We start from the raw sequence: 26,423 nt of genomic DNA, 5'->3' as shown, positions 1-26,423 counted from the left end.
GGTCCCGGCAATCAATCATTCCTTTTATGAAACATTACGACGCGATTGTAATCGGCGCTGGTCAGGCAGGTACGCCGCTTTGCCGCAAGCTGGCCGAATCAGGTCTGAAAACAGCACTAATTGAAAAAAGATGGGTCGGTGGAACTTGTGTGAACGACGGCTGTTCCCCCACTAAAGCGATGGTCGCCTCGGCGAAAGCGGCATGGTCGGCGCGACATAATGAAACCCTCGGCGTGAGCGTTGGAGGCATCACGATCGATTTCGACGAAATCCTCGATCGCAAAAACAGCATTGTACACACTATGCGCGGTAACTCCGAAGAGCGTATCCTCAACACCGCCGGCCTCGACCTCATTTACGGTACGGCCCGTTTCTCCGGTCGAAAGGAGATTACGGTTTCATTAAAGGATGGCGGCAGCGAAACGTTCACTGCAGACAGATTCTTTCTCAATACCGGCCTCCAACCCGTCATACCTGATATCGAGGGCATTCGGAGCATCCCTTACCTGACTTCCACCACCATTATGGAGCTATCTGAGATCCCGGAGCATCTACTCATTCTCGGCAGCGGCTATATCGCTCTGGAATTCGGGCAAATGTTCGCGCGGTTCGGTAGTAAGGTGACGATCATCGAGCGCTCGAAAAGGATTTTGAAAAAAGAAGACGCAGATATCGCCGGAGAAATCGTGAAGATACTTGCCCGGGAGGACATTGAAATACTCACCAATACGCAGGCGGTTCAATTCACTCAAAGCGGGAATATCATTGCGGTCACACTTGAAACAGAGGGGCGCAGAAGTCGGCGCTCGTGTACGCATGTGCTCGTGGCTACCGGACGCAGGCCGCATCTAGGCGAATTCGGACTCGAAATGGCTGGCATTGACCTCGATGAAAAAGGATACATCCAGGTAAATGCGAAACTCGAAACCACAGCAGAAGGCATTTTTGCATTGGGGGATGTGAAGGGCGGCCCTGCTTTTACGCACGTTTCCTACGATGATTACCGGTTGATCATCCAGCATGTTGTTGAGAAAAAACAAATCAGTATTGCGGAGCGGCTCGTCCCATATTGCATGTTTATCGACCCGCAGCTCGGTCGTGTGGGCATTACGGAACAGGAAGCGCGGGAAAAAGGGCTTGATATAAAAGTAGCTGTATTGCAAAACGACAACGTCGCACGATCGATCGAAACCGGGGATGAACGGGGCATGATGAAAGCCATCGTAGATGCCCAAACCGGCAAAATCCTCGGTGCGGCCGTCCTGGCGGAACAAGGCGGTGAGATCGTGACGATTCTTCAAATGGCGATGATCGGCGGCATCACTTACCAGCAGATACGGAACGGCGTATTTGCACATCCCACGTATGCGGAATCGCTGAACAACCTTTTCCTGACGCTCGATTAGTGGCCAGCATTTTTGCCTTTTTTCGGTAAAAATGGATCGTTTTCCGGCCGATTTACGTACAAAAAGAATAGGCAAATTCATTTTGCAGACCTGAACCACGTACCTGTTAGCATACATCATGATCATTGCCGACCACATCAGCAAGCATTTTAATGGTATTGAGGCCGTTAGGGATGTTTCCTTCCGGGTAGGCGAAGGCGAAACCATGGTACTGCTGGGTACGAGCGGCTGCGGAAAAACCACCACGCTGAAAATGCTCAACCGGCTGATAGAACCCACTTCCGGCCGGATCGAGATTTCGGGCAAAGATATCTCCGGGGAAAACCCGGAAATGCTGCGCCGGTCGATCGGCTATGTTTCTCAAAACAATGGGCTTTTCCCGCATTATACCGTGGCCGAGAATATCGCGGTTGTGCCGAAACTGTTGAGTTGGCAGCCGAACGAAATTCAGGAACATACCGTGCGCTGGCTCGAACAGCTGAAACTACCTCCGCATTTCAAAAATAAATACCCGGGCGAGCTGAGCGGCGGACAACAGCAGCGGATCACCATTGCCCGTGCATTGATAGCGGATCCGCCCATTCTGCTCCTCGACGAGCCCTTTGGCGCACTCGACCCTGTAACGCGTACGAGCGTGCGAAATGACTTCGCGGAGCTGCCCGCACTGAAACGGAAGACCGTCGTGCTCGTCACCCACGATGTGCAGGAAGCGCTTCAAATGGGCGATCATATTTGCCTGATGGACAAGGGCAGCATTGTACAACAAGGCAAGCCCGGCGATCTGCTACTCAGGCCCGTGAACGAGTTCGTACACTCGTTCCTGGGCCAGCAACTCGACGATATTTCCCGCATTTACGAACGCATCAGAGCACAAGGGTAATGGAAGAGCAACAGTCACTTTGGGGTTTTATAGCGCAGCAGTCGGGTAAGCTGTGGGACCAGACTGTGGCCCATATCGGTCTCACCTGCATCTCGTTGCTCATCGCCATTGCCGTAGGACTACCGCTGGGAGTCTGGATCGCGCGGCGGAAAAAAGCTGCGTGGCTGGTGCTTGGAATCGCAGGAGTGCTGCAAACTATTCCCAGCATTGCGTTGCTTGGTTTTATGATACCGCTGCTGGGCATTGGTGCCTTGCCTGCGATTACCGCGCTGTTTCTATACGCATTGTTACCTATTATCCGCAACACATACACGGGTATCACGGGCGTCGATCCGGCCATCACCGAATCTGCGAGGGGCATGGGTATGAACCCGTGGCAGATTTTGACAAGTGTGGAGTTGCCGCTAGCAATGCCCGTGATTCTCGCCGGAATCCGTACCGCCACGGTCATCAATGTAGGCGTCGCTACGCTCGCCGCTTACATAGCAGCGGGAGGTTTGGGCGAGTTTATTTTCGGGGGCATTGCATTGAATAATACACAAATGATCCTCGCCGGGGCCATTCCGGCTGCATTGCTGGCCGTATTGTTCGACTTCCTGCTATCGTTGCTCCAAAAGACTGGTTTGAGAAGCATGCGTAAAATCCAGGTTGTATTGCCCGTTTTGCTGCTTTTGCTCTCTTCCTTTTACCTGATCCCTTATGCCAAAGGCAAGCTGCTGGCTGGTTTTACGCCCGAATTCATGGGACGGGAAGATGGCTATTTAGGCCTGAAATCGAAGTACGGGTTGGATATTCCTACCGTGGTGATCAGCGACGCCGTGATGTATAAGGCTGCATTTGAAGAAAAGCTCGACGTGATCAGCGGGTACAGCACGGACGGTCGGCTGAAAGCATTCGACCTCGTAACGCTGGACGACGACCAGCACATTTTCCCGCCCTACTATGCCGCGCCCGTGGTGCGGAGCGAGGCACTCAGGCAATACCCTGAATTACAGTCGGTATTAGAGCAATTGTCGGGGTATATCGGTGATTCCGTCATGACCGAACTGAACTACCGTGTCGATTATCTCAAACAAGCTCCTGACCGTGTTGCCCATGAATTTCTCGTTTCCAAAAATCTCTACCAGTCGCCTCGCAGCGGTCATAAGGGCACGCTGCGCCTCGGTTCGAAGATTTTCGCCGAGCAGTACATTCTCATTCAAATGTACAAGGAACTGATCGAAGGACATACCGACCTGCAAGTCATAACCAAAACCGGGCTGGGCGGCACCAAAATCTGTTTCGACGCATTGACCAACGCCGAAATCGATATGTACCCCGAGTACACGGGCACTGGCTTGCTTGCGATCCTGAAACCCGGTCGCCAACAGCTGGAAGAACTCGGAGGCGATCGCGAAAAGGTCTATGCCTACGTCAAAAATGAATTTTTAAAACAATACAAGCTCCAATGGCTCCGTCCCATCGGCTTTAATAATGCTTATGCGCTGATGATGCGTCGCGCGCAGGCACAATCCTTGAATATCCAATCCATCACCGATCTGAAAAACTATGCAACTAATGGAAGCCACCGGCATTAGGGAAGCATTTCACAATGTCAGGAAACTCTCGGAATACATTTGTGAGCCACTCGAAACGGAAGATTACGTACCGCAGCCCGTTGCATTCGTAAGCCCGCCCAAGTGGCACCTGGCACATTCAACCTGGTTTTTTGAAACCTTCGTCCTCAAACCCAATGTAGCGGCGTATCGCGTTTACGACCCCGATTTCAATTATCTGTTCAACAGCTATTACAACAACGTAGGCGAACGCACGCTCCGCACTGATCGTGGGAATGTGACGCGCCCCACTACCAAAGCCGTGTACGCCTATCGCCGGTATGTAGACGAGCAAATGGACGCGTTGCTCGAAAATCTCTCCGATCCGGAAATCCTGGCTTTGGTAGAGCTCGGCCTGCACCACGAGCAACAGCACCAGGAGCTTCTGATCACCGATATCAAATACATCCTCGGTCACAACCCGCTCTTTCCGGTTTACCGTGAGGGACAGAACATGGTCGGCGGTCGCAACACCGAAACCGGCTTTCTGGCCATTCCCGAAGGCATTTACGACATCGGGCACCAGGGTGAAGGGTTTTGTTTCGACAATGAATTGGGTAGGCACAAAGTATATTTACATGGGTTTGAAATTGCAAAAGGACTCGTTACCAACGGTGAGTACATCGAATTCATGGAAGCCGGCGGTTATCAGGATTTCAACCTTTGGTTGGATGAAGGCTGGTCCTGGGTAAATCAAAATCAGGTTTCTGCCCCGATGTACTGGCACCGGATCGAAGCCGAATGGCGTTATTTTACATTGAATGGCTTGCAAAAAGTGGATCGTGAAGCTATTCTAAGCCATATCAGTTTTTTCGAAGCCGCCGCATTTGCCCAATGGAAAGGGATGCGCCTGCCTACCGAGTTCGAATGGGAGATTGCCTCCGCCAACCTCGACTGGGGCCAGCGCTGGGAATGGACCAACAGCGCCTACCTGCCCTACCCGGGCTTTTCGAAAGCGCCGGGGGCCGTCGGAGAGTATAATGGCAAGTTCATGGTGAACCAGATGGTACTCCGCGGCGCGTCAGTAGCCACTTCGCCCGGACACGCCCGCAAGACCTATCGTAACTTCTTTCACACACACGAGCGCTGGCAGTACACAGGCATCCGGCTCGCGCGATAAATCAATCGATATGACAGACTTACAAACTTTTGCGAGAGACGTTCACAAGGGATTGTCCGCACCACAGAAACACATTTCAAGCAAGTATTTTTACGACGATATAGGCAGCGGGATTTTCCAGGACATTATGAAAATGCCGGAATATTACCCTACGCCGTGCGAGTTCGAGATTTTGTCGCTGCAAGGGGAAAATATTATCAAAAAGCTGACATTCACCGGCCCGTTCCAAATCGTAGAATTCGGCGCGGGCGATGGTATCAAAACACGTCAGTTGCTGAAAAAGCTGGTCGAACAACAGGTCGACTTTACCTATGTTCCGATCGACATTTCTTCCAAAGCCATTGAAGAGCTAACGGCCAATATGCATGCCCACTTGCCCGGTTTGAAGATCAGCCCGATGATCGGCAACTACTTCTCTATGATGGAGGAACTGGCTGCATCGGGCGTACCGAGCCTTTTACTTTTCCTGGGCGGAAATATCGGCAATTACGAAGCACACGAGGTCAAAAGCCTGCTCGCCGATTTCCGCAAATGTATGAGCCCGGGCGATTACCTGCTCACGGGCTTCGATCTGCAAAAGAACCCGGCCACCGTGCGTTGCGCCTATGACGATCCGCGTGGCATCACCAAAGCATTCAATATCAATTTATTACACCGTATCAACCGGGAACTGGGCGGAAATTTCAAAACCAACCAGTTTGATTTCTACTCGCATTACAATCCGGTTAACGGCGAAGTACGAAGCTATCTGGTAAGCCTGGTGCCGCAAAAAGTACATATCCGGCATACCGACAAGTGCTACGATTTCGACCGGAACGAACTGATTTGGACCGAACTTTCCAAGAAGTATACATTATCTGAAATTGAAGAAGTAGCCGCGGCCAACGGCTTCCGGGTTGTAGAGCATTTTCAGGACTGCAAGGCCTATTTTGCGGATAGCCTCTGGACGTTGTGAAATGACGTTGTATTATTAATTGTCAGCGAAATCGAAGGCCGGCCCTGTACCGGCCTTCGGCTTCGCTCAGGCTGACAGCAATCTGATTAATTATTGAACTCTCACACTACGAGCACATTGCCTCAGTTGCTCGATACAAACTTGTTGAAGCGGCTCTCTTTACCATCAGCCGTTTTTTCCTGGTACAAAAATTCCAGTTTGCTTTCGTCGAATTTCTGGAAAAAATCTTCCCAGCTGATTTCCTCCAACGAATCCTCACCGCTGTATCCTGGAAAATCGATGCGCAGGATGCCGTCGCCATCTTTTTTCTTGCCGGTGGCCTTCACTACCGAAGGCACACCGCCACGCTTCTCCACCCAGGCCCGGATCGTATCGTGGTCGCGGGTCGAAGTATTGGATCCGGAACTGCCTGACGATTTTTTCGAACCGGTAGATTTGCTATCCGGCGTCTTGGCGCTGGCTGACTTCGATCCCGCCGATTTAGAGTTTGCAGATTTTGCATTCGCTGACTTCGTACTATCTGATTTGGTACCGCCCGATTTAGGTTCGGATTTCGCTCCGGTTGACGCCTTTTTACCGGCAGCCCGTGCAGCGGCTGTGGTTTCCGCGGCTGTTTTTTTAGTAGCGGATGCCTTCGAAGACGTCGATTTCGCGGTGCTTTTGGTCGTGGCCTTGGTGGCCGTACTTTTCGAAGAAGCGCTTTTTTCCGAAGCGCCTTGTTTCATTTTAGAAGAGGCTTCTTTGGTATTGCCCCTTGTTGTAGTAGCCATGGTTTCAGTTGTTTGATTTGAAACCCATTAGCTTCAAAAAGCGTGCCGTGCGTCACAGGCTGAAACTTCTCAATCTTCCAAAACCCGTATTGCCCCTTTCAGCCGGAAACCACACACCCGCATACCGGCCTTCTCCAAAGTGGCCTGGGAAATGCGATTACCGATATTGCAGCGCGCGGCGGGCACGCGGCCCATCCGGTATGCGATGCGTTTCAGTTCCTGCACAATATAGGTCGCATAGCCTTTCTCGCGGTGCGTTTCGCGCGTCTGCATATAGATGTCGGCATAAGGAATGTTATAATTGAGCATCAGGCCGCCACTGGCGACGATCTCGCCGTTCGCCTCGACCACGTATTCACTATCGTCGCCATTCATCGGGTCGTGCTCGGAGCGTTTGCGGAAAATGGCTCCCGGCATTTCGAAGGAAGTCTGGAAACCGTCTTCAAAAAGAATGGCTTCCGCAAAAGAGTTTTCGCAGAAACGATAGAGCATTGTGGTCAGGAAAATGTCGTTGCTCTGGCTTTCGATCCATATCGCTTTGCAATGCGATTGAAATTCCTCAAATACAATGCTGGCATGTTTTCGGTAAGGCGGCAGCAGATAAAATTCGAAGATCGTGTCGCGGTCCTGTCGGCGATCGGTGCCCCAAACGGAACCATAACCTATGCGGACATTGTCGATCCGAAACAGCCAGGTATCGGCCCAGCCATAGTCGTGGCACTTGTTACAGACAAACTGGAAGTTGTTTTCGTGCAGGAACATCGTGCGAAGGTCCCTGATCCCATCCAGCCCGATTTTAGAAATACTAACTCGCATAGTGTGGCGCGCAAAGTGTAGGGGTAAGCGGGTAATAAGGTAGTATAATGGTATGAAAAAAACTAGCTGCATTGCAGGAAATACGGTGCTTCACCGGCCTTTTTTTGTACGGGCATGGCGGCTAAAAACACGTCAGCAAGGCAGCGGCGGTGCTTTTTGTTAAACCGACATTTCTATTCACTATATCCCAGACCGGCATGAAGCCTCTAATTCAGACCGTTACCTTTTTTACACTTATTATCTTCCAATGCCACGCGCAGGGTGACGCCGCCTCGAAGCTTTGGTATAAACAACCCGCAAAACAATGGGAAGAAGCATTACCCATTGGCAATGGTGCACTGGCCGCCATGATCTCCGGCGGCGTGGAAACCGACCAGATCCAGTTTAACGAGGAGACGCTATGGACAGGCGAACCAAGAAGTTACGCACATAAGGGCGCCTCCGCACACCTGGGCGAGATTCGCCGACTCCTCAATGAAGGCCAGCAAAAGGAAGCTGAAAAGCTGGCCAATGAGCAGTTCATGAGCCAGCCGATGCGGCAAATGGCCTATCAGGCTTTTGGTGATGTGTATGTAGACTTTCCGGGCCACACGCAGCACAGTGCATATGTACGTGAACTCGACCTCCGGGGCGCCACTGTAAAAAGCAGTTATGAATCGGGCGGCATCCGCTATACGCGCGAGGCATTCGCCAGTTATCCTGCGAAAGCGATCTATTACCAAATCACCAGCTCACGGAAAGGCAAACTGGATTTTACCGTACGGATGGACGCTATTCACGCAAAAAAAGAAGTGAATATGGGCGAAAAACAGATTGAACTGGAAGTTTACGTCAATAAAGGTGCGCTATTCGGTATCGCCAAACTCAAAGTCGTCACTGATGGCGCGGTAAAACAAACCGATGGAAAACTGTTGATTTCAAATGCCACGAATGCGACGCTCATACTTGCGGCCTCCACCAACTACGTCGATTACAAAAACGTAAATGGCGACCCCGCTGCAAAAACGTCCGAAATCCTCCGGAATGCACCCAATTTTGAAAAAGCATTGGCCGCGCATTCGACGGATTATCGAAAGCTTTACAACCGGTTCGCGCTGACGCTACCGGCCAGCAATGCGTCCGCATTACCTACCGACGAGCGCCTGAGCCAGTTCAAAAGCAAGCCCGACGACCCGGCATTGCTCGCATTGTATGTCCAGTTTGCGCGATACCTGCTCATTGCCAGCAGCCGGCCGGGAACGCATCCCGCCAATTTGCAAGGTAAATGGAACCACAAGCTTAATCCGTCGTGGGATAGCAAGTACACCGTGAACATCAACACCGAAATGAACTACTGGCCTGCCGAAATGACCAACCTCAGCGAGTGCCACGAACCGCTGTTTCAAATGGTAAAGGAAGTTTCCCAAACCGGAACGGAAGTAGCGAAGGAACACTACAATGCAAAGGGCTGGGTGTTACACCATAATACGGATGTGTGGCGCGGGGCGGCGCCCATCAATGCCTCCAATCACGGCATTTGGGTAACGGGGGGCGCCTGGCTCAGCCTGCATTTGTGGGAACACTATCGGTTCACCCAGGATAAGGCATTCCTGCAAAACACAGCTTATCCACTAATGAAAGGCGCAGCGGAGTTTTTCCTCGATTTTTTGGTTAAAGATCCGAAAACAGGCCTCCTGATCAGCTCGCCCTCCAATTCTCCGGAAAATGGCGGGTTGGTGGCCGGTCCGACGATGGACCATCAGATCATCCGTGCGTTGTTCAAGGCCTGCATTGAAACGGCCGACATTTTGAAAACAGATGCCGCATTTGCTCAAAAACTGGCTGAAACCAGCCGGCAAATCGCACCGAACCGGATTGGCCGTTACGGACAATTGCAGGAATGGATGACCGACATCGACGATACTACGAGCCATCACCGCCATGTTTCGCATTTGTGGGGCGTGTACCCGGGCGAAGAGATCACGCCAACCGGCACGCCCGAGCTGCTCAAAGCGGCGATGAAATCGCTCCATTACCGCGGCGACGACGGCACGGGGTGGAGTTTGGCTTGGAAAATCAACTATTGGGCAAGGTTCCTGGACGGCGAACACGCCTATACCATGATCCGCAAGCTTTTCAATCCGGTGTATGACGCCGGTCAGAAAATGAGCGGCGGCGGCTCCTACCCCAACCTGTTCGACGCCCACCCGCCTTTTCAGATCGACGGCAACTTCGGCGGTGCCGCCGGTATCCTCGAAACATTGGTGCAGAGTCATCTGAACGAAATCAATCTGTTGCCCGCACTACCGGGCGCTCTCCCAACCGGCCGTGTTACCGGACTTTGCGCCCGTGGCGGGTTTGAAATGGATATGACCTGGAAAAACGGACAGCTCGAAACCCTGACGGTCCGCTCGAAAGCCGGCAACCCATGCAGGCTGCGCTATGGCAACAAGACGGTATCGGTGAATACGACGAAGGGCAAAACCTACCGTTTCGGGCCGGATTTGAAGGTTTTAAAATAAAATTGTTTTTTTTTTCAGCGGCCCGAAAATGCTGCTGACATACTGCTGTCACTCGGCGATGTTTAGTTTGTAATGTAATCAAACAATAAACTTTAAAAACCTTTGACATGGAAACTACTAACACCGCACAAGAACTGGCCGCTCCCGCAACCGTTATTACCGCTGAGGCACTTCTGGAACATTGGCAAGGCCACCGTCGCGTCAGCCGTAAGGTTATCGAAGCATTTCCTGAGGATCAGTTTTATACTTTTTCGATCGGCGGCATGCGTACTTACGCCCAGCTCACCATGGAGATGATCGGCCTGGCAGCTCCTGGTATACGCGGTATCGCATTCGGCGACTGGACATTCAGTGAGCCGGTGCTCAATCACTCGACTCCCGCACCAGCCACCAAAGCGGAAGTGCTCAACCTTTGGGACCTGGTAACCGACTACATTAACACGCTGTGGCCGCAAATTCCTGCGCAGCGCTTCAACGAGGTGGAAGCAGCCTTTGGAATGTACGAAAACACGATCTACAACACGATCCTTTACCTGATCGACAATGAGGTTCACCACCGTGCACAAGGCTACGTGTACCTGCGTGCGCTGGGCGTGGAACCGCCATTCTTCTGGGATCGCGCCTAACAGCCGATAAATTCCGCCCCATTTCACTTTCCTCCGTAAGTTGCGCTGACCAGCCAATGCTCCCGGTCGGAAGGAGAAATGGGGCTTTGATTTTCATGGAATGGTTTTAGTGCCTACCTTAGCGCCATTGAAACTCTTGAAATTGAGAACTATGCCGCACATGAAATCCAAAGCATGGACAGTAGCCGCCGCTGTGGGCCTGCTGTTTTCCTTAAACACCAATGCGCAGGTACGACAGCCCGCGCCAACGGGACAAGTCCCGAGAGCCTATTCCGGCGCACAATCGGCCCCCGCTACTACTTTCAAACCAAAACCTACTGGCCAGATTGCACCTGAGGCACCAGGACAACTCGGTACCATCGTCCAACCCGCACCGGCCGTTGTACCCGGTCAGAAAGTATCCGAGGTGCAGGATCTGGGGTTTGAAGTGAACTCACGACCCGTTACCCAGCAGGGCACGGTACCCAAAGTAACTACGTCGCAAGACCCGCGAACCATGACCGAACGCTATCAACCGCAGCTGATCCAGCAGCAATCCGCCGCCGCACCCGGCCAGGTTCAGCAGGTTCAAATGCAGCAGGCGCCTTCGACCGGAACACCCGTCCCAGGAACCTATGCTCCCGCGACGCAAACGTCGCCTGTGCAAGGCGCTACACAGCCCACGACCGGTCAAACGGTGCCACAGCAGGGCCAGGGTAATACACAATCGACGGCTCCGCAGCCAACCCAATACAACGCTCCGAAAGCCGCGCACCAACGCGTGGATCCGAAATAGCCCAAACCCCGGTTTTCTCCGGGGTTTTTCATTTCTCCGGCATTTCATTCCACTCGCCAAGAACTTCTTTGGCACAATCACACCCGTAATTTGTCTTATACTCACCCCGGAAAAATGCCGGGCTGGCCGTATTTTTGTAACAACACTTCGCAAGCCGGTGACAATCCGGTAATTAATCGATATCGTTATGAAAACGTTTTATGCGGTTTTAGCCAATTCGCTGGCAGCTGCGCTTACGAATACGTTTGTCTGGTTTGCCGTCACGTTCTGGGTCTATCTCGAAACCCGATCGGTACTCGCCACCTCGGTCATGGCCGGGGTTTACCTTGCAACAGTGGCCGTTTCCGGCTTCTTTCTGGGCTCGATCGTCGACAGGTACCGGAAAAAGACTTCGATGATGCTCTCGGCTACGCTCACGTTGGTACTCTACATCATCGCCCTGATCATTTACATTTCCACGCCCGAAGCCGTTTTCAAAGACGATTCGAGCGTTAATCTCTGGCTCTTTATCACGCTTTGCCTCTTCGGGGCCATTACCGGAAACATCCGCTCCATTGCATTGTCCACCGTGGTGACGATCCTGATCGAGGAAGACAACCGGGACAAGGCCAACGGCATGGTCGGTACGGCGAATGGCGTGTCGTTTTTGATCGCGTCGATTTTCAGCGGGTTGGTGATCGGTTATCTGGGTGTATTATGGATGATGGTGCTGGCCGTAGGCCTGAGCGTCCTGGTAATCCTGCATTTACTCACGATCTCCATTCCTGAAAAAGAAGTCGTCCACACCGAATCGCACGCGCAGCATATCGATATCCGGGGTACCGTTGCGGCAGTGGGCATGGTTCCGGGCCTGTTCGGATTAATTTTCTTCAATACATTCAACAACTTCCTGGGCGGGGTATTCATGTCGCTCATGGACGCGTACGGCCTCTCGCTCGTATCGGTGCAGGCTTGGGGAATCCTGTGGGGCGTGCTGAGCCTTGGTTTCATCGTGGGCGGATTGGTGGTAGCAAAGCGCGGTTTGGGAAAAATGCCTTTGAAAACATTATTTACCTCGAACATCGTGATGTGGCTGATATGCATGATTTTCCCCATTCAGTCGTCCATTGTGCTACTGGGCATTGGTATGTTCGTTTACCTCTGCCTGATCCCCGTTGTGGAAGCGACCGAGCAGACGATCCTTCAAAAGGTCATCCCGCACGAACGTCAGGGCCGCGTATTCGGGTTCGCGCAAAGCATTGAGCAGGCCGCCTCTCCGATCACCGCATTCATGATCGGGCCTATTGCCAAATTTATTTTCATTCCTTTCATGACAACCGGCGCCGGCGTACGACTGATCGGCTCCTGGTTCGGGACAGGAACGGCACGTGGCCTGGCACTTTTGTTTATTGTAACGGGCATTGTGGGTCTCATTGTAACACTGATCGCTATGCAATCAGCTGCTTACCGGAAATTGTCGCTCGTCTATCAGAAACCCGCGCCTGAATACGATACCAACGACGTGCCTGTCAGCGAGCAGGCCTCATAGTCTTTTATTTTCAATCAACAACTAACCTACACAGCTATGTTTGGACAAACGAAAGCTTTCAGCGGATACTCGGTAGATGACCTGCGGAAAGCACGACAGTTTTACGGCGAAGTACTTGGAATAGAAGTATCGCAGGAGCAGGAAATGCCGGTCCTCCATTTGCACATTCACGGAGGCTACGAAGTGATCCTGTACGAAAAACCGAATCACGAGCCTGCGACTTTCACCGTACTCAATTTCCCGGTCAGGAACATTGAAGAGGTCGTTAAAGCACTCAAATCCAAAGGAGTGAAATTCGAAAGCTACGACTGGCCAGGATTCAAGACGGACCCGGACGATATCATGCGGGGCAACGGCCCGACCATTGCCTGGTTCACCGATCCGGCCGGCAATATCCTGTCGGTCATTGAAACTGAAAAATAATCATCCTTAACCTTCAACTGAGAACATGGAAAATGTGAAGAGCACCCGCATGCAGGGCATTGTGAGCCTCTACGACTTGCAAACTCCCTTTTTTGCCTTTGTAACAGAAAACATATCTCACGAAGACACGCAAAAGCGGCTGGATACCAAAGCCAACCACATCGGTTGGCTCGCAGGCGCGCTCGTAGAGCAGCGTTTCGATCTGGCACGCCAGTTCGGCTATAAGGGCCAGCAGCAGGCCAACGAGCTTTTTAAAGACTTCAAGGGAATTCAGGATGGGGTGGAGTATCCGTCGATCGCCTCGTATCAGGAGGATTGGAATAAAATCACACCTATCCTGAAAGAATTGCTGAGCAATGTGAGCGATGAAGAACTGGAACGGCGCATCGATATGGGGCCGGAGTTTTCATTATCGCTGTATGAGCTGATCACCTTCTCGATCTACCGCGAAGCGAATATCATCGGGCAAATCGCCCTCTGGCGGAGATTACTCGGATATCCGGGCATGCGTTACATGTAGAAATAGACGGAATTGTGCTTTCTTGCGGGCTAAACAGCGATCAGACATTTATGAAAATGTTCCAGCAAGGCATTCAGCTCAAAGCAAGAAGCCGCGGTTTTCACCTCATTACGGGGGAAATCCTTCACGCACTACCATCGATCAGCGAGATCAAAGCCGGGATGTGCCAGGTATTTATCCAGCACACCTCGGCTTCGCTGACGATCAATGAAAATGCGGACCCTACTGTGCGCATCGATTTTGAAATGTATTTCAATAAATCCGTCCCTGAAAACGATCCCGATTACCGGCACGACTATGAAGGTTCCGACGATATGCCGGCGCATTTGAAAGCATCATTGCTGGGGAGCTCGGTGATGATCCCGGTGCGGAACGGCCGACTCGCACTCGGTACCTGGCAGGGTATTTATCTTTGCGAGCACCGCGACTACGGCGGGCCGAGAAACCTCATGATTACGGCCTGGGGAATTTAGGCACGTGGGACATCAAGCGCCTACCCTCTATTTTTTGGCCTTCCCTAACTCAGCAGGAATTCAGAATTGCCTTGGGATAGCTCAAAGTACTATTCGCATCAACCATTCAATATTATTAAAAGTATAAAACATATTATAAGTACACAACATTTTACCTCAGCCAAAACCTCAGGGACCCTTCTGGCAATCAACACAGGAAAATGAGCTTACAATCCATTCAGCGCCATTGCCTTATCGTGTCCGATCCCGGTCCGTCGTTAGTCCAGACCTTTTCGCAAAGCGCAATCTGTTTCAGGAACGAATCCCTCGTTGGTGCAGTCAGCACATTTCCGTCCGAAAGGTATTGATAGCCCGTCAGCTGGTCCATGCAGGAAATAACCATCTGCTTTTCTGCGCCTCCTGCAAAGTTGGCGTCGCATTGCAGCGCATACCTGAGCATATCGGTATCGAGAATTCCCGTCCGAAATGCCCCCTGGTGCCCACCCGGGCGGTTCGTTTCGTGCAGGTTATGGATGAGTGCAACTGGGTAGTTTTCCGCCGACATCCAGCCGTTTCCGTGGCGGGTTTGATAGGCCCTGGTCAGGTAGTAAACCGTCGGAGCAGTTTGCTGACCGTTGCGGCTCAGTATTTCAAATGCATTTCGGCTGGTCGTATTCGACCGGGTGACATTCGGGAAGATGCCAAAATCCATATCCAGCAGGATTCCCTGTCCACCTTCAAAAATATAATTTTCAAAACCCATTTCGAACAGCCGGCTTTCCGTCAACAAGCGAATGGTACCACGGTCGCTATCCACATCGCGCAGGAAATGGTCCAGCCGTATGATTTCCAGTTCCAGGGCTTCCAGGCAGCTTTCCAGCCCACGGGCTTTGAACCTGGTCCGATAATAGTCGCGGACGGCTTCGAGTTTACGCTCCAAAACCGAAGGAAAAAACAGGTCCTGGGCATAAAGCTTGAACGGCCCCTGGTTCCGCTCGACGGTCGCGCCAAAGCCCACGCCCACGGTGCCGTGAGCGAGGTTGGCGCGGTCATTGATGTTATAGAATTTGTCAAAAGGGGTTGTAACCATGGCCAGCGGGTCCACAAACAATACGGGGCTGATGCCGCATTGCTGCAATGCCCTGAGTTCCCGTACAATACCCGTCGGATCGATCGTGCAGAACCGGGAGAAGAACACGGGTATCTGCCGGAAAGAGCCTGAACCAAAGTTCGAAAACACATGCAACTGACTATCCGCATGCATAACGGTATGCCCGCATTGATGCCCTCCATTGAATCTGATCACGACCGGGTGGGCCAGTTTAGAGGAAAGGTAGTCGGTAAAAACGCCCTTTCCCTCATCACCGTAACCCATCCCCAAAACAATGTGAGTATGCGCCATTACAATGCGATAATGCCGGAAGCGCCATGATCGCGGCGAACGAGTGAATCTTTAACGGCCACCAGCGCATTGGAAACAGATTGTCGTGTTTTGCTGTCGAAACCACTCATTGCTGCGTCCGCACTAACCCCTTTTACCAGCGCTACGGTCGTGGCGATGAGCTCGGCAATGTTATTCTGGTCTTCCAACACCAGGAAACGCTCTCCGAGCAATGCCTTCCATTGTGAAAACACGAAATGGTCATTGTGATAGCTGGCTTCATTGGCATGAATGTGAAAAATGAAATAGGACCGGCAAGCTTCGTTCAACAACGAGGCCGCGCTGAGGTTTTCCTTTCCACGGTACCCACATTTGGCTTGCAACAAATCGGCTGCCATTACATCGTGGAAACCTTCGTCGCCGATTGTAAAAAGGAAGCCTTTCTCCTGCCTTTTTTCAAACGAATCAATGGAAGTATGCCTGGCAGCGAAGTACCATGCCAATGGGTAACTTTCGCGATTCTGTCCGCCTCCGCCCCGTTCGATGAAAATCTTTGAAAGGCAGGCATCCAGCTCCATCGTACCCGACTCGAACTGACCTACCTGCAAGGGGTAATCGTCGGAAATATGGTCGCCAACCGCCATAAACATGATTTGTGGATCCAGTATACCATTACTTATCAATGTATTCATCAATGCCCCGAGTTTGTTTTTGATCAGGTTTTCGGGGATGGACCCCATCGAACCGGTTACGTCGAGCGCCACGATGATCGGCACCGAATCGGGATGCAACTGCGAATCCCGCGACTCGCGGACGTTGACACCTTCCGGAGAAAGATCGGGATGGATCACACCCAGCTTGTTTTGTGTAAAATTGTCGTCGATCGATTGCGTCCTGCGTACCCGGCTTACGCTGTCGTAAGCGTCATCACTCCATGAGGAATAGCCCATTGTTTCAAATATTTAAGTGTATGAATTGTGATGGAAAATTTCGGTCGAGCATTTCGCGGTACTTTTCGTAGCACGCCAGTGAATCGTCATCGGAGCTCAGGAGAAAATCTACAAACTCCCCCTGGTGCGTTTTCCGCAGCGAAGTACCAAGCCCCGAACGGTCGCCGAGAAGATAAGCGCCCATGCGTTTCACCATTTCCACATCGGCATTTTCGGTCGCTTTTTTGTCTCTCAGCAATTGTATGGGATACCAGTGCCGGTAAGCGCCCGATATCGTCTGCACCCTGCCATTTAGCGGCGACAGGTGGTAAAAACCGGCCACAGCAATCCCGTGCGTTTCGGGCACGAGCATTACCTGTGCGGGCGTGAGGCCCAGGTGCGCATGGGCCGTGTGCCTGTGCAGCAGCATACAAAATTCCAGCAACCGCGAAACGACCCAATTGACGTGCTCTTGCGATAACGTCAGGTCCACCAGCGGTATCGCTCTTTGGGAAAGCAAGAAACTGTTATCGGAATCCCAGCTGTATGGCATGTAACGCCTGAAATGTTCCGGCGCGCCGGCAGCGATTTCCTGCTGGTTTCGTTTGGCTTGCGCCACGGCCTGCCTGTCGCCCTGAAAGAGCACCCAGTGGTTATTGGTCAGGAACTTGCCTGAATCGTCAGCAAAAGGAGATCCGCTGCCAAAATGCCGGAACAGTTCGATCAAGCGGTTCGTAGCTTCCTGCGCCGAGGGATGGCTGCATTTGTCCGGATGGACGGCCTTCAACATGTCCCGATAAGTCATTGCTGTACTTGCGGCCAACACCTGGTAATCGTTGGCTTGCAACACCTGCGCGATCAATACGCTGTCGTCTGTCATGACTCGTAGTTTCCTTTTTTGAATACCCCAGATAGCCGAGAGAACGCCAAGGTATCAGAAGTAACGGCACCAAGCCCACGTCATTGAGCATGTGAGAGATATGGATTAGCAATCGGTGCAACAAGGGGCTAATTCCCTTTGTCACAATCACCCCCTGACAATGTCGCAAATCACATCTGTTTTTCTTCGTAGAACCCACTTAGTTTGTAACATCGGAATAATGCTAAACAGCGCGGATCAAAACAGCTCCAAAACTGATCGGAACAAATGGTAGAGGTATTCAAAACAACCGTGGAGAAGCAGAGCCAGGCGAAGTTACTCATCGATCTGATTTGCCTTGCATTTACAGGCTACCGGGCCACCTTCGATCTTGAAGATTGCGATAAAGTATTGCGGATCAGTTGTGAAGGCGCAGCGATATGCAATACCAGCGTCATAGGGCTACTGGAAAGCTTCGGTTATGAAGCAGCCGTTCTGGATGATGTTTATTCCGAAACCGGGCGCCCCGGCAGCTTTGCGAGTCCTACCCATTCTATAACCATATAAACTACATCAACTATGAAAAAGACAAGGATCATCTACTGGGTTGTTACCGGCTTGCTGGCCATCATGATCGGCATTGGCGCGGTGTATGACGCCATTTCCGCACCCGAGGCGGTCGCGCACGTAACACGTATCGGCTATCCGGCTTATATAGTACCCTTCCTGGGCGTTGCCAAAATTCTCGGCGTCATCGCGATCCTCGTTCCTGGTTATCCCAGGATTAAGGAATGGGCCTATGCGGGTATTTTTTATGATTTGTTCGGCGCGTTTTATTCGCACATTGCATTCGGTGACGGCCCCGATATGTGGGCAGGTTTTATCATCGGATTTGCCCTTATCGCGGTATCCTATATCTATTATCACAAATTGCAACGGCAAACTTTTGCCACTGCTTAGTGACGCCCGGGCTCGAGGCCCCGTCTTTATGCCAATTCCATAACCAACTTATTACCAATCCTCTAACCTAAAACATCTCAAAAATGAAGATCATTAAGAAAATCCTGTTTGTCGTTGCAGGAATCATTGTACTGGCGCTGGTGGCCGCACTTTTTGTGAGCAACGAGTACAGCGTCAAACGGGAGATCACCATCAACAAACCCAGCCAAGAGGTATTTGACTATGTCAAATTCATTAAAAACCAGGAGCATTATAATAAATGGGTGATGATGGACCCGAATATGAAAAAGGACTACCGGGGGACTGACGGTACAGTCGGCTTTGTATACGCCTGGGATAGCCAGAAAGACGACGTGGGAAAAGGAGAAGAAGAAATTAAGTTGCTCGACGAGGGTAAAAAAATCAACCTTGAAGTACGGTTCATCAGACCCTTCGAAGGACTTGCCACGACCGAGATGACCACCGAAGCCATTTCGCCGACGCAAACCAAAGTGTCGTGGGGAATGAGCGGGCGAAGTGCCTATCCCATGAACCTGATGAACACCGTCATGGACAGCATGCTTGGTGCCGATCTGGAACAGAGCCTTCAGACATTGAAAGGCATTTTAGAAAAATAGGGACACGGAATTGACCCATCAACAACTAATCCATTCAAAAACTATGTCAATCATTTCATCACCCGCGGAAGCGAAAACTAACGAAGCAGTGGACCGGAAACAGCTATTGCACGACCTCGATCAAACCGAGCAGGACTTTTACTCAATCCTTGCCGCATTGAGTCCCGGGCAGGTCAATATCGTCCCGTTCGAAGGCAGCTGGACAGCCGGACAGGTCGTTGAACATATCCTGATGGCCGAATCCGGCATTCCTGAGACGGTACTCGGCTCAACCGAGGAAACCGACCGCCCGGTGGCGCAATATGTACCCGTGATCGAATCGATATTCCTCGATTTCACGGCCAGGTATCAAGCGCCTGAATTCATCATCCCGTCGGCAGGCCCGCACGATCAGCAGCAATTGCTCGAAGCATTCAAGGCAGAACGCGCGGCGATCCGCGAGATTGCAGCCAACGAAGACCTCACGCTTACGTGTACGGATTTCGAATTCCCCCAAATCGCCAACCTTACCCGCTGGGAATGGATGCAATTTGTATTGTGCCATTCGAAAAGGCATACCCGCCAGCTGCGCAATATTTCGGAAAAAGTTAGTGGGGCATCCAACCTCTGATACCTCAAAGATTGATAACTTGCGGACTCATTTTTACGATCCAGGTACTATGTTCCGTAAGTTATCATTTTTGTTATTGTTGATGGTCGGCATGTCTAACAGCCATGCCCAGGTTGCTGCCACCAGTAAAAAAATAGCCCCTTTTCAAATCCGGCTTGTTAATGGCCAGCAATACACGTCGTCGCAGCTCGCGGCCGGGCCGGTGGTACTCATCTATTTTTCACCGGATTGCGAACACTGCCAGAGCTTCACCAAAGATCTGCTGAAAAATTCCAGCGTGGTTGCCAACAAACAGGTAGTTATGGTCACATTTCAGGCCATGGACATGCTGAAACCATTTGTGAGCCAATACAGCCTCGGTACTTACCCGAATTTCAAAGTGGGTACAGAAGGGACCTCCTACCTTGTGCAGCGCTATTACCAGATCCGCTCGTTCCCTTACATTGCCATTTACGACAAAAAAGGAAACCTGGTGAGGACATTCGAAGGCGAACAGCCGCACGCCGAAATTTTCAAAGCATTGAAGCAGATCTGAGAGCCGTTTCAGTTGGCAAACATCGCTTCATAATGCGCCGAAGGCGCTAAAATTCCACCGCTTTCGGCGTAAAACGACTTATCCGTAAGGTACACGCCTTTCTGCGTTTTTGTCCAGCTTCCATTCGCCATCGGATGGAAAGACATTAGCTTTTCCCAGTTCTTATAATATTGATGGCCGTTCGTTTCCTGCAAGCCTACCGACATTCCGGGGAAAGGCTGTAAACGGGCGGCCACATTTTTGTTCCAGTCGACCAGGATAGGATTCACCGTAAGGTCGGCGCAGAAGCAGGGTACCTTTTTTTCATAGGCGAGCTGGGTGATTTTCATGGTCATACTCAGCGTCTTGGCAATCGCTTTCACCGCAATCGCCGAATACCCGAGCTCAATGCGGTGTGCGGCGTCCTCTACCGTGTGCGCGCTTTCATCCGCAGCCACCCGCACACCCAGGTCTCCCACAAAGGCCTCGTTGCTTTCCTCAAACGGCTCCTCAATCACCGCAATCTGCTCGAATGCACCGATTTTTTGGGCATGATCGAGAAAGCGGAGCAGTGTTTCTTTCTTCTCGTAACGGCCATTCGCATCGAAATAGTAAGGAATCTTCCCATTTTGGGTATAAGGCGTTTCGTAGTGACCGATCGCCTTGTGTACCGCCGTCAGGAAGGCGATATCCTTCTCGATCATCTCCTGCTGCGTTCCCGCGGCGCCGGTTTTGAGTTTTAATATAAAATAACCTTCATCGGCCGCCTGCTTGATGCGCTCCGGCGAAGTGCCCACCGCAAACGAAGGGATACTCGCCACCTTCTCATGCCGGTAGGAAAGTCCGGGCCGGTAGGCGGCAGGCACCATTTCATCAAACTGCTTCATGCCGTTCTCCTGCGCGTAAAGCAGCCAGGCGGCATTATCCACGCATACGAGGGCATTCAATGCAAAGGTCTTCCGCAGGTTCGGATTACCGGTGATTTTCTTGCCATAAGCAAGCACTTCGGGCAGGATATCATCGAGCAACTGCACCGGATCGTTGAACGACGTCCCTTTGATCATTTGCAAAGCATGCTCGCTCATGGCGTACATCAATGCATTCCCGGCACTTTCGGAATGGGCGGCGAAGACTTTCGAATCCGACCATAATACACCCTGCGTACCCAGGCCTACTTTGCGGATACCCGAGTCGGATTCCAGCATGGCAACAGCCTGCCAGCTGTCGGTAATGGCACTGCCTTTGAAACGGTAAGGGTTTAATGGCTCCCGCTCAAAGTTGGAGCTAACATTCTTAATGGTGATTTTCTTCACGGCAGGTTTCGAAAATGGGTTCGGGAATTGGTTTTCAGGCGCAAGCATACCGGCGGCAGCCAGTATACCCGCTCGGCGGGCAAATTCGCGTCGGGAGAAGTGTTCAGGTTTTCCGGAAATCATGGGTTTGGGAATGTGTTTCTAATAACCAGACTCGATATCAGGCAGCTACCCTGATCCAATATTTCAATTTTATTCCCAAATGCCCGTCAAAGCACGTTCAACCCGTTTTCGGAAATGCGGGCCGCATTTTCGGGGAATTAATTCTGATAAAACTCGTAATTCTCCTTTGTTACGATATCGATAGGCATATAATTCTGCTTCGTAACGGGTGCATTGACGACGAGCGTCTGGTAAAGCGCCATTATGCCGCGGTACCCCTGGTCATCGGGACGGTGGCAGATCAGAAAGTCGATCACATTGTCTTCCAGGTAGTCCACATTTTCCGTCACAAAATCGTAGCCGATCAGCGATACGTGGGTGCGGTGACTGTTTTTCAGGAAAGATGCGACCGTATGGACACGCGAATTAGTGACGAAAGCGGCGCCGATATCCTTATTTAAATGGAACACGTAGGTAAGGTGCCGTGCCACCGACTGGTAGTCCGTTTCGCGGATATCGATCCGTACAATCTCGTTTGGCTGGTTATTGTCATTGAAATACGCCCTGAAACCATCCTCGATTTCGAGGTAATTGTAATTGTCAATCTCCTTGGAAATATTGATAATCAGCACCTTCTTCTCCGGTTCCAGCCGATAAGTCAGGAGCTTCGCGCCTACGTACCCGCTCTTGCGCAGATGCGGGCCTATGTACGAGAGGCTGCGCAGGTCGGGAATATCGGAATCGATGAAAACGTATGGAATCTTCCGTCGCATGCATTCTGCCGCAAACTTCCGGGTTTCCTCAATGAACGAAGGGGAAATCAGGATTCCGTGAAAACCTGCATCCAGCACACGCCGGATCTGGTCCGCGAACGAATCCTTATCATTCAGATCGAACAAAAACACCTGCACTTGCACCCCATACTGCTTCATTTCCGCCTCCGCGCGGCGTATTCCGTTCAGCGGAGCCGACCAGAAATCCGTTTCTTCCGACACGTCGGGTATCAATGCGGCGAGGTTAATGATCTTTTTGGAAGCCAGCCGGCTGGCAAGGATATTGGGCTGGTAGTCCATCTCCTTGATGATCGCATTGATCTTCGCCTTGGTCTTCTCCGAAACACCCGTCCGGTTATGCAGTACCCGATCGACCGTAGCGGTGGAGACATTGGCGCGCCTGGCGATTTCCTTCACGCCGAACAATTCATTCTCTTTTTCCATTCAAAGGTTTCGTTCGAAGGGATAAATATAGGCGTTGCACGGGCATTCCTGCAAGGAAGCTGCCCCGCTCAGCGCTATCCGTTGGTGTTAAAAGGGGAAATCCGCCGACATTTACCGTCACGCACTGTTCAAATGCGACTCAGATACGCAGCAATCTTTTGAGCCGGTCATAGAAGCCGGTATTCCGGAAGGTAAATTGTTTATGCAAAATGTAATTGCTTAAAAAGCTCGCACCCATCGCCGCGATTTGCGAAAGCAGTTTATTCAAATTAACTTCCTTCACTGAAAAAGGGATCAAAAAAGTGAAGGTACCCAGCCACGATTTTGAAAAATCATATAAAATGGCAGAGCCATAAACGGTGATGAGGCAAGACAAAATCGAAACTATTATAGTGGTTTAAAACACTTCATTTCAAGTCAAAACCAGCAAACATCATGAAAAAAGCGTTGCTCCTTACCCTATTTGCGATCCTGAACTGTGCCTGCGCAGTGTTCGGGCAGGACAACCAGTCGGTATTGTGGGAGATCAGCGGTAACGGGCTGAAAGGTTCATCGTTTCTATTTGGAACTCACCATGTAGCCTCCATTTCTCTGCTTGATAGCTTTCCACAGGTGATGCGCATAGCTACCAGCTGCGATTTCGCACTTTTTGAAACCGGCGGCTCACATATCGGTGTCGCTCCTCCTCCGATTCAAACGACCCAGCCTCCACTCGATTCGCTCTTTACGCCGGCAGAATATGCAACCGTGGATAGCTTCTTCACCGCGTCGCCATACGGCAGTATCCGACCACACACCAATGATGCTGATCTTTGGTCAATGTTTCAAATAGCCCTCACAATGCAACTGAAAGATAAAAATAAGCAGGATGAGCCATTTGATGGCGTTCTCATGAACCGATTGAATGGATTGAACAAACCCGTTTTTCAGTTAGATAATCCGAAAGAAGTAGACGATGCAATAAATGGTCTGGGTTACCGGAATATCGCAAAAATGCTGGTGGATGTAATTAATGATAAAACAGCCTTTCAAAAGCAAGCTCCGGAAGAAATAAAGAGCCTCTCATTATATTCCAAAACGTTAAGCCAGCCGCTAAAACTTGATGAAGAAGTCGATGTAAGTCTCGGAAAGCTAACCGTTGACCGAAATGCTCATTGGGTTCCTAAAATTGAAGAAAAAATGTCAGAAGGAAATTGCTTTATCGCGGTAGGATTCAAACATCTGCAATATAAAACAGGCTTGATTCAATTACTCAAAAGTAAAGGTTATATATTGAGGCCTGTTAATCTTTAGTTAATTGGCCAATTTAAAGTGCCCATTGCATTCAACGCTTGATCCTTGCTGCAAAAATTCCTTCAATAGCCTCCACTCGTCTCATGACCAACCCGGCAATTCATTGTATCGCCCCTTGCTTCATCGTCAGAGATGTCCCGGTGGCATTAGCATTTTACCGCGATTTTCTGGGTTTCGAAATCACCTACCAGGGTCCGCACGAAAACGATATCTTCTTCGGGATCGTTGAACGCGGCGCCGCGATGATCATGATGAAAGCTATCGGTGTGGAACCAGTGCCGAACCATACACGTGACGTCAAACAAGGCATTATGCGCTGGGACGCCTATATGTATGTGCCCGATCCCGACGCGCTTGCTGCCGAGTTTGCGTCGCGGAATGTGGAGTTCTTTCTGCCTATCTGCAACAATGATGATGGATTGCGGGGGTTTGAGGTGAAAGATGCGGATGGGTATTTGTTGTATTTTGGGAGGCCGAAAGCGTAATAGCCGTGCACGAAAACAAACCCATCGGTCTTGAAATATCAGTCGCTGCCCCCATACCAAACGTCTGGGCCGCACTTACCCAACCCGAGCTGATCGCCAAATGGATGCTCGATACACCGGTTGAAATCCTTACGGAATGGCGCGAAGGCGGAACACGCCTCGAACGCGGCGATTTGCATGGGCTCGTATTTGAAAACAGGGGAAAAATCCTCCGATTCGACGCGCCAAATGCACTGGAATATACCCATTGGAGTTCACTTTCGATGGTCACCGACATTCCGGAAAACTATTCCATTATTCGCTTCGGGCTCCAAGAAACCAGCAATCAGACGATTCTAACCCTCTCCATCAGTAACTTGCTCACCTTCGAGATATTTAAACACATGGAGTTTTACTGGAAAACTGCGCTGCATTTGCTCAAAGAAGTAGCCGAAACGTCGTAACGATTGCCTCGGAAGCGATTTGTTTGCATTTTAGGAGCTGAAAAACTACTCACTCCCATCACTCAATAGCTCCTTATGTACATCAATCGCTACCTCTCACCTGTTATCGTCTACTACTATTCCTGGCGGATGGTCCTGTTTTCGATCGCTACGGGCTCCATCGCCATTTTTGTGTACGACTATCTCGATTGGAAATGGGTGGCGATCCCCTGGCTCCCGGTGTCGCTCGTCGGTACGGCTACGGCATTTTTTGTGGGCTTTAAAAACAACCAGTCGTACGACCGCAGCTGGGAGGCCCGTAAAGTGTGGGGCGCCATTACGAACCATAGCCGGTCGTTCAGCGCCGCCGTCCGCTCCTTTACGACCTGTTCGCCCGACTCGGACAACATTACCGCCGCCCGGGAGAATCGCATCATCATATACCGGCACATCGCGTGGCTGTACGCATTGAAAAACACCATGGTCCAAAGAACCAACTGGGAGCACACCGACCGCGCGAGCGAACGCCAGCGCAAGGCATTCAGGCGTTCGCAAGTACCTTGTGACGTGGAAATCGCGAAACACCTGTGCGAGCCAGAACTGGCGTCCATCAAGGATAAAAAGAACCAGGCGACGCAGATCCTCGACCTGCAATCACAACACATCCGCGACCTTCGCCGCGCCGGCTCGCTCGATGCCTACCAGCATGTGGCTTTACAAGATCTTATTTCGAAACTCTACGACGAACAAGGCAAAAGCGAAAGGATCAAAAACACGCCATTCCCGCGCCAATATGCAACCACGTCAATGCTTTTTATATTCATTTTCATGACTTTACTACCGTTCGGTCTGCTGCCTCAGTTTGTGGATTTGGGCGAGAAGTATATGTTTTTGCTGATTCCGTTCAATATGATCGTCTCCTGGGTTTTCATGTTTATGGAATACGTGGGTGATATCAGCGAAAACCCTTTCGAGGGCCTGCTGAACGACACGCCCATCAGCACCATCATCCGAAACATTGAAATAGATCTGAAAGAAATGCTTGACGAAACCGACCTGCCCGCGAAGTTTTCGAGCTACTCGGGAACGTTGTTTTAGGACTAAATCAAATTCTCCTAAATACGTCCTTCTCGTAATATGGGCGCGCATCCATTTGCTACATTTTATCGCACAAATGTCGAGCCAAAGCCGACTGTTCATTTTAAATAATTGAAATTCAATATCTTAAACATATGCCCAAACAACCAGTGCTGTTTATTTACGGATATTCATGAATCCGGCCGGATAGCAATGAGGTTGTCTGCGATATACCGGTAGTCAAAAAAATCAGGCTTGGTGGGCTGAATGCGGTTAT

Annotated in this window: 29 protein-coding genes; 21 read left to right on the top strand and 8 right to left on the bottom strand. The window is 51.0% G+C overall.

Translation table 11 applies throughout. The features are described from left to right. Nucleotides 1-26 precede the first annotated feature (26 nt). The 5 genes from ACQ4MZ_RS20615 (at nucleotide 27) to ACQ4MZ_RS20595 (ending at nucleotide 5,956) form a co-directional block, all read left to right on the top strand. Nucleotides 27-1,406, top strand: a complete 1,380-nt coding sequence (locus ACQ4MZ_RS20615; RefSeq protein WP_430848010.1) for a mercuric reductase — start codon at nucleotides 27-29, stop codon at nucleotides 1,404-1,406. A gap of 118 nt (nucleotides 1,407-1,524) precedes the next feature. Further along, nucleotides 1,525-2,286 (top strand): ATP-binding cassette domain-containing protein, encoded by a 762-nt coding sequence (locus ACQ4MZ_RS20610; RefSeq protein ID WP_430848008.1) that lies wholly within the window; start codon nucleotides 1,525-1,527, stop codon nucleotides 2,284-2,286. After that, the gene (locus tag ACQ4MZ_RS20605; RefSeq protein ID WP_430848005.1) at nucleotides 2,286-3,863 is read left to right on the top strand and encodes an ABC transporter permease/substrate-binding protein; all 1,578 of its coding nucleotides are present in this window, start codon (nucleotides 2,286-2,288) and stop codon (nucleotides 3,861-3,863) included. Before ACQ4MZ_RS20610 ends, ACQ4MZ_RS20605 begins: the two co-directional genes overlap by 1 nt. Next, entirely contained in the window at nucleotides 3,844-5,001 is a 1,158-nt protein-coding gene (gene egtB / locus ACQ4MZ_RS20600; RefSeq protein WP_430848003.1) for an ergothioneine biosynthesis protein EgtB, read from the top strand. Before ACQ4MZ_RS20605 ends, egtB begins: the two co-directional genes overlap by 20 nt. A 10-nt stretch (nucleotides 5,002-5,011) precedes the next feature. Beyond that, entirely contained in the window at nucleotides 5,012-5,956 is a 945-nt protein-coding gene (locus ACQ4MZ_RS20595; RefSeq protein WP_430848001.1) for an L-histidine N(alpha)-methyltransferase, read from the top strand. 122 nt (nucleotides 5,957-6,078) lie between these two features. Here the strand turns inward: ACQ4MZ_RS20595 and ACQ4MZ_RS20590 are convergent, their stop codons facing one another. Continuing rightward, a complete protein-coding gene (locus ACQ4MZ_RS20590; RefSeq protein ID WP_430847999.1) occupies nucleotides 6,079-6,726 on the bottom strand; it encodes a hypothetical protein in 648 nt (215 codons plus the stop codon). A gap of 69 nt (nucleotides 6,727-6,795) precedes the next feature. Continuing rightward, a complete protein-coding gene (locus ACQ4MZ_RS20585; RefSeq protein ID WP_430847997.1) occupies nucleotides 6,796-7,542 on the bottom strand; it encodes a GNAT family N-acetyltransferase in 747 nt (248 codons plus the stop codon). Between the two features lie 197 nt (nucleotides 7,543-7,739). Here ACQ4MZ_RS20585 and ACQ4MZ_RS20580 point away from each other — a divergent pair, with 197 nt between their 5' ends. The 7 genes from ACQ4MZ_RS20580 (at nucleotide 7,740) to ACQ4MZ_RS20550 (ending at nucleotide 14,388) form a co-directional block, all read left to right on the top strand. After that, nucleotides 7,740-10,043 carry a glycoside hydrolase family 95 protein gene (locus ACQ4MZ_RS20580; RefSeq protein WP_430847995.1) on the top strand — a complete coding sequence of 768 codons (2,304 nt, stop codon included), beginning with the start codon at nucleotides 7,740-7,742 and terminating at the stop codon, nucleotides 10,041-10,043. Nucleotides 10,044-10,150: 107 nt separating this feature from the next. Beyond that, complete coding sequence (locus ACQ4MZ_RS20575; RefSeq protein ID WP_430847993.1) at nucleotides 10,151-10,669, top strand: DinB family protein; 519 nt, start codon at nucleotides 10,151-10,153, stop codon at nucleotides 10,667-10,669. Nucleotides 10,670-10,829: 160 nt separating this feature from the next. Next, nucleotides 10,830-11,444: a hypothetical protein gene (locus ACQ4MZ_RS20570; RefSeq protein ID WP_430847991.1), complete on the top strand. Its 615-nt coding sequence runs from the start codon at nucleotides 10,830-10,832 to the stop codon at nucleotides 11,442-11,444. 187 nt (nucleotides 11,445-11,631) lie between these two features. Continuing rightward, entirely contained in the window at nucleotides 11,632-12,972 is a 1,341-nt protein-coding gene (locus tag ACQ4MZ_RS20565; protein ID WP_430847989.1) for an MFS transporter, read from the top strand. Between the two features lie 36 nt (nucleotides 12,973-13,008). Then, on the top strand, nucleotides 13,009-13,395 hold the full coding sequence (locus ACQ4MZ_RS20560) for a VOC family protein (RefSeq protein WP_430847987.1): 387 nt from the start codon (nucleotides 13,009-13,011) through the stop codon (nucleotides 13,393-13,395). Between the two features lie 25 nt (nucleotides 13,396-13,420). Beyond that, nucleotides 13,421-13,915 carry a DinB family protein gene (locus tag ACQ4MZ_RS20555; RefSeq protein ID WP_430847985.1) on the top strand — a complete coding sequence of 165 codons (495 nt, stop codon included), beginning with the start codon at nucleotides 13,421-13,423 and terminating at the stop codon, nucleotides 13,913-13,915. Between the two features lie 50 nt (nucleotides 13,916-13,965). Next, nucleotides 13,966-14,388: a secondary thiamine-phosphate synthase enzyme YjbQ gene (locus ACQ4MZ_RS20550; protein WP_430847983.1), complete on the top strand. Its 423-nt coding sequence runs from the start codon at nucleotides 13,966-13,968 to the stop codon at nucleotides 14,386-14,388. 217 nt (nucleotides 14,389-14,605) lie between these two features. On the opposite strand, the gene ACQ4MZ_RS20545 is transcribed toward ACQ4MZ_RS20550, so the two are convergent. The 3 genes from ACQ4MZ_RS20545 to ACQ4MZ_RS20535 are packed head-to-tail and all read right to left on the bottom strand — an operon-like array spanning nucleotide 14,606 to nucleotide 17,557. Continuing rightward, nucleotides 14,606-15,769, bottom strand: a complete 1,164-nt coding sequence (locus ACQ4MZ_RS20545) for an adenylosuccinate synthetase (protein ID WP_430847981.1) — start codon at nucleotides 15,767-15,769, stop codon at nucleotides 14,606-14,608. After that, nucleotides 15,769-16,698, bottom strand: a complete 930-nt coding sequence (locus ACQ4MZ_RS20540; protein WP_430847979.1) for a hypothetical protein — start codon at nucleotides 16,696-16,698, stop codon at nucleotides 15,769-15,771. The genes ACQ4MZ_RS20545 and ACQ4MZ_RS20540 overlap by 1 nt, the downstream gene beginning before the upstream one ends. A gap of 4 nt (nucleotides 16,699-16,702) precedes the next feature. Further along, nucleotides 16,703-17,557, bottom strand: coding sequence for a hypothetical protein (locus ACQ4MZ_RS20535; protein ID WP_430847977.1), 855 nt, complete (start codon nucleotides 17,555-17,557; stop codon nucleotides 16,703-16,705). 267 nt (nucleotides 17,558-17,824) lie between these two features. Between ACQ4MZ_RS20535 and ACQ4MZ_RS20530 the strand changes: the two genes are divergently transcribed. The 5 genes from ACQ4MZ_RS20530 to ACQ4MZ_RS20510 all read left to right on the top strand — a co-directional run bounded on the left by ACQ4MZ_RS20530 (nucleotide 17,825) and on the right by ACQ4MZ_RS20510 (nucleotide 20,258). Beyond that, nucleotides 17,825-18,103: a hypothetical protein gene (locus ACQ4MZ_RS20530; RefSeq protein WP_430847975.1), complete on the top strand. Its 279-nt coding sequence runs from the start codon at nucleotides 17,825-17,827 to the stop codon at nucleotides 18,101-18,103. 12 nt (nucleotides 18,104-18,115) lie between these two features. Beyond that, nucleotides 18,116-18,496, top strand: coding sequence for a DoxX family protein (locus ACQ4MZ_RS20525; RefSeq protein ID WP_430847973.1), 381 nt, complete (start codon nucleotides 18,116-18,118; stop codon nucleotides 18,494-18,496). An 83-nt stretch (nucleotides 18,497-18,579) separates the two neighbouring features. Then, complete coding sequence (locus tag ACQ4MZ_RS20520) at nucleotides 18,580-19,113, top strand: SRPBCC family protein (RefSeq protein ID WP_430847971.1); 534 nt, start codon at nucleotides 18,580-18,582, stop codon at nucleotides 19,111-19,113. 43 nt (nucleotides 19,114-19,156) lie between these two features. Further along, entirely contained in the window at nucleotides 19,157-19,723 is a 567-nt protein-coding gene (locus ACQ4MZ_RS20515; protein ID WP_430847969.1) for a DinB family protein, read from the top strand. A gap of 91 nt (nucleotides 19,724-19,814) precedes the next feature. Next, nucleotides 19,815-20,258 carry a TlpA family protein disulfide reductase gene (locus ACQ4MZ_RS20510; protein WP_430847967.1) on the top strand — a complete coding sequence of 148 codons (444 nt, stop codon included), beginning with the start codon at nucleotides 19,815-19,817 and terminating at the stop codon, nucleotides 20,256-20,258. Between the two features lie 8 nt (nucleotides 20,259-20,266). On the opposite strand, the gene ACQ4MZ_RS20505 is transcribed toward ACQ4MZ_RS20510, so the two are convergent. The 3 genes from ACQ4MZ_RS20505 to ACQ4MZ_RS20495 form a co-directional block, all read right to left on the bottom strand. Further along, nucleotides 20,267-21,673 carry an enolase C-terminal domain-like protein gene (locus tag ACQ4MZ_RS20505; RefSeq protein ID WP_430847965.1) on the bottom strand — a complete coding sequence of 469 codons (1,407 nt, stop codon included), beginning with the start codon at nucleotides 21,671-21,673 and terminating at the stop codon, nucleotides 20,267-20,269. A gap of 137 nt (nucleotides 21,674-21,810) precedes the next feature. After that, nucleotides 21,811-22,869 carry a LacI family DNA-binding transcriptional regulator gene (locus tag ACQ4MZ_RS20500; RefSeq protein WP_430847963.1) on the bottom strand — a complete coding sequence of 353 codons (1,059 nt, stop codon included), beginning with the start codon at nucleotides 22,867-22,869 and terminating at the stop codon, nucleotides 21,811-21,813. 139 nt (nucleotides 22,870-23,008) lie between these two features. Continuing rightward, a complete protein-coding gene (locus ACQ4MZ_RS20495) occupies nucleotides 23,009-23,152 on the bottom strand; it encodes a GtrA family protein (protein ID WP_430847960.1) in 144 nt (47 codons plus the stop codon). 152 nt (nucleotides 23,153-23,304) lie between these two features. Here ACQ4MZ_RS20495 and ACQ4MZ_RS20490 point away from each other — a divergent pair, with 152 nt between their 5' ends. From ACQ4MZ_RS20490 to ACQ4MZ_RS20475, 4 genes are all read left to right on the top strand, one after another. Further along, nucleotides 23,305-24,162 (top strand): TraB/GumN family protein, encoded by an 858-nt coding sequence (locus ACQ4MZ_RS20490; protein ID WP_430847958.1) that lies wholly within the window; start codon nucleotides 23,305-23,307, stop codon nucleotides 24,160-24,162. Between the two features lie 83 nt (nucleotides 24,163-24,245). Continuing rightward, entirely contained in the window at nucleotides 24,246-24,647 is a 402-nt protein-coding gene (locus ACQ4MZ_RS20485) for a VOC family protein (RefSeq protein ID WP_430847956.1), read from the top strand. Nucleotides 24,648-24,652: 5 nt separating this feature from the next. After that, nucleotides 24,653-25,090 (top strand): SRPBCC family protein, encoded by a 438-nt coding sequence (locus tag ACQ4MZ_RS20480; RefSeq protein WP_430847954.1) that lies wholly within the window; start codon nucleotides 24,653-24,655, stop codon nucleotides 25,088-25,090. 75 nt (nucleotides 25,091-25,165) lie between these two features. Further along, nucleotides 25,166-26,167: a bestrophin family protein gene (locus ACQ4MZ_RS20475; RefSeq protein WP_430847952.1), complete on the top strand. Its 1,002-nt coding sequence runs from the start codon at nucleotides 25,166-25,168 to the stop codon at nucleotides 26,165-26,167. The last annotated feature ends 256 nt before the right edge of the window (nucleotides 26,168-26,423 follow it).

Origin of the sequence: Dyadobacter sp. BHUBP1, assembly GCF_050587785.1 — a bacterium.
In the GTDB taxonomy this organism is placed as follows: domain Bacteria; phylum Bacteroidota; class Bacteroidia; order Cytophagales; family Spirosomataceae; genus Dyadobacter.
The sequence above is the reverse complement of the archived record's forward strand: the minus strand, read 5'-3'. Positions and strand labels throughout refer to the sequence as shown.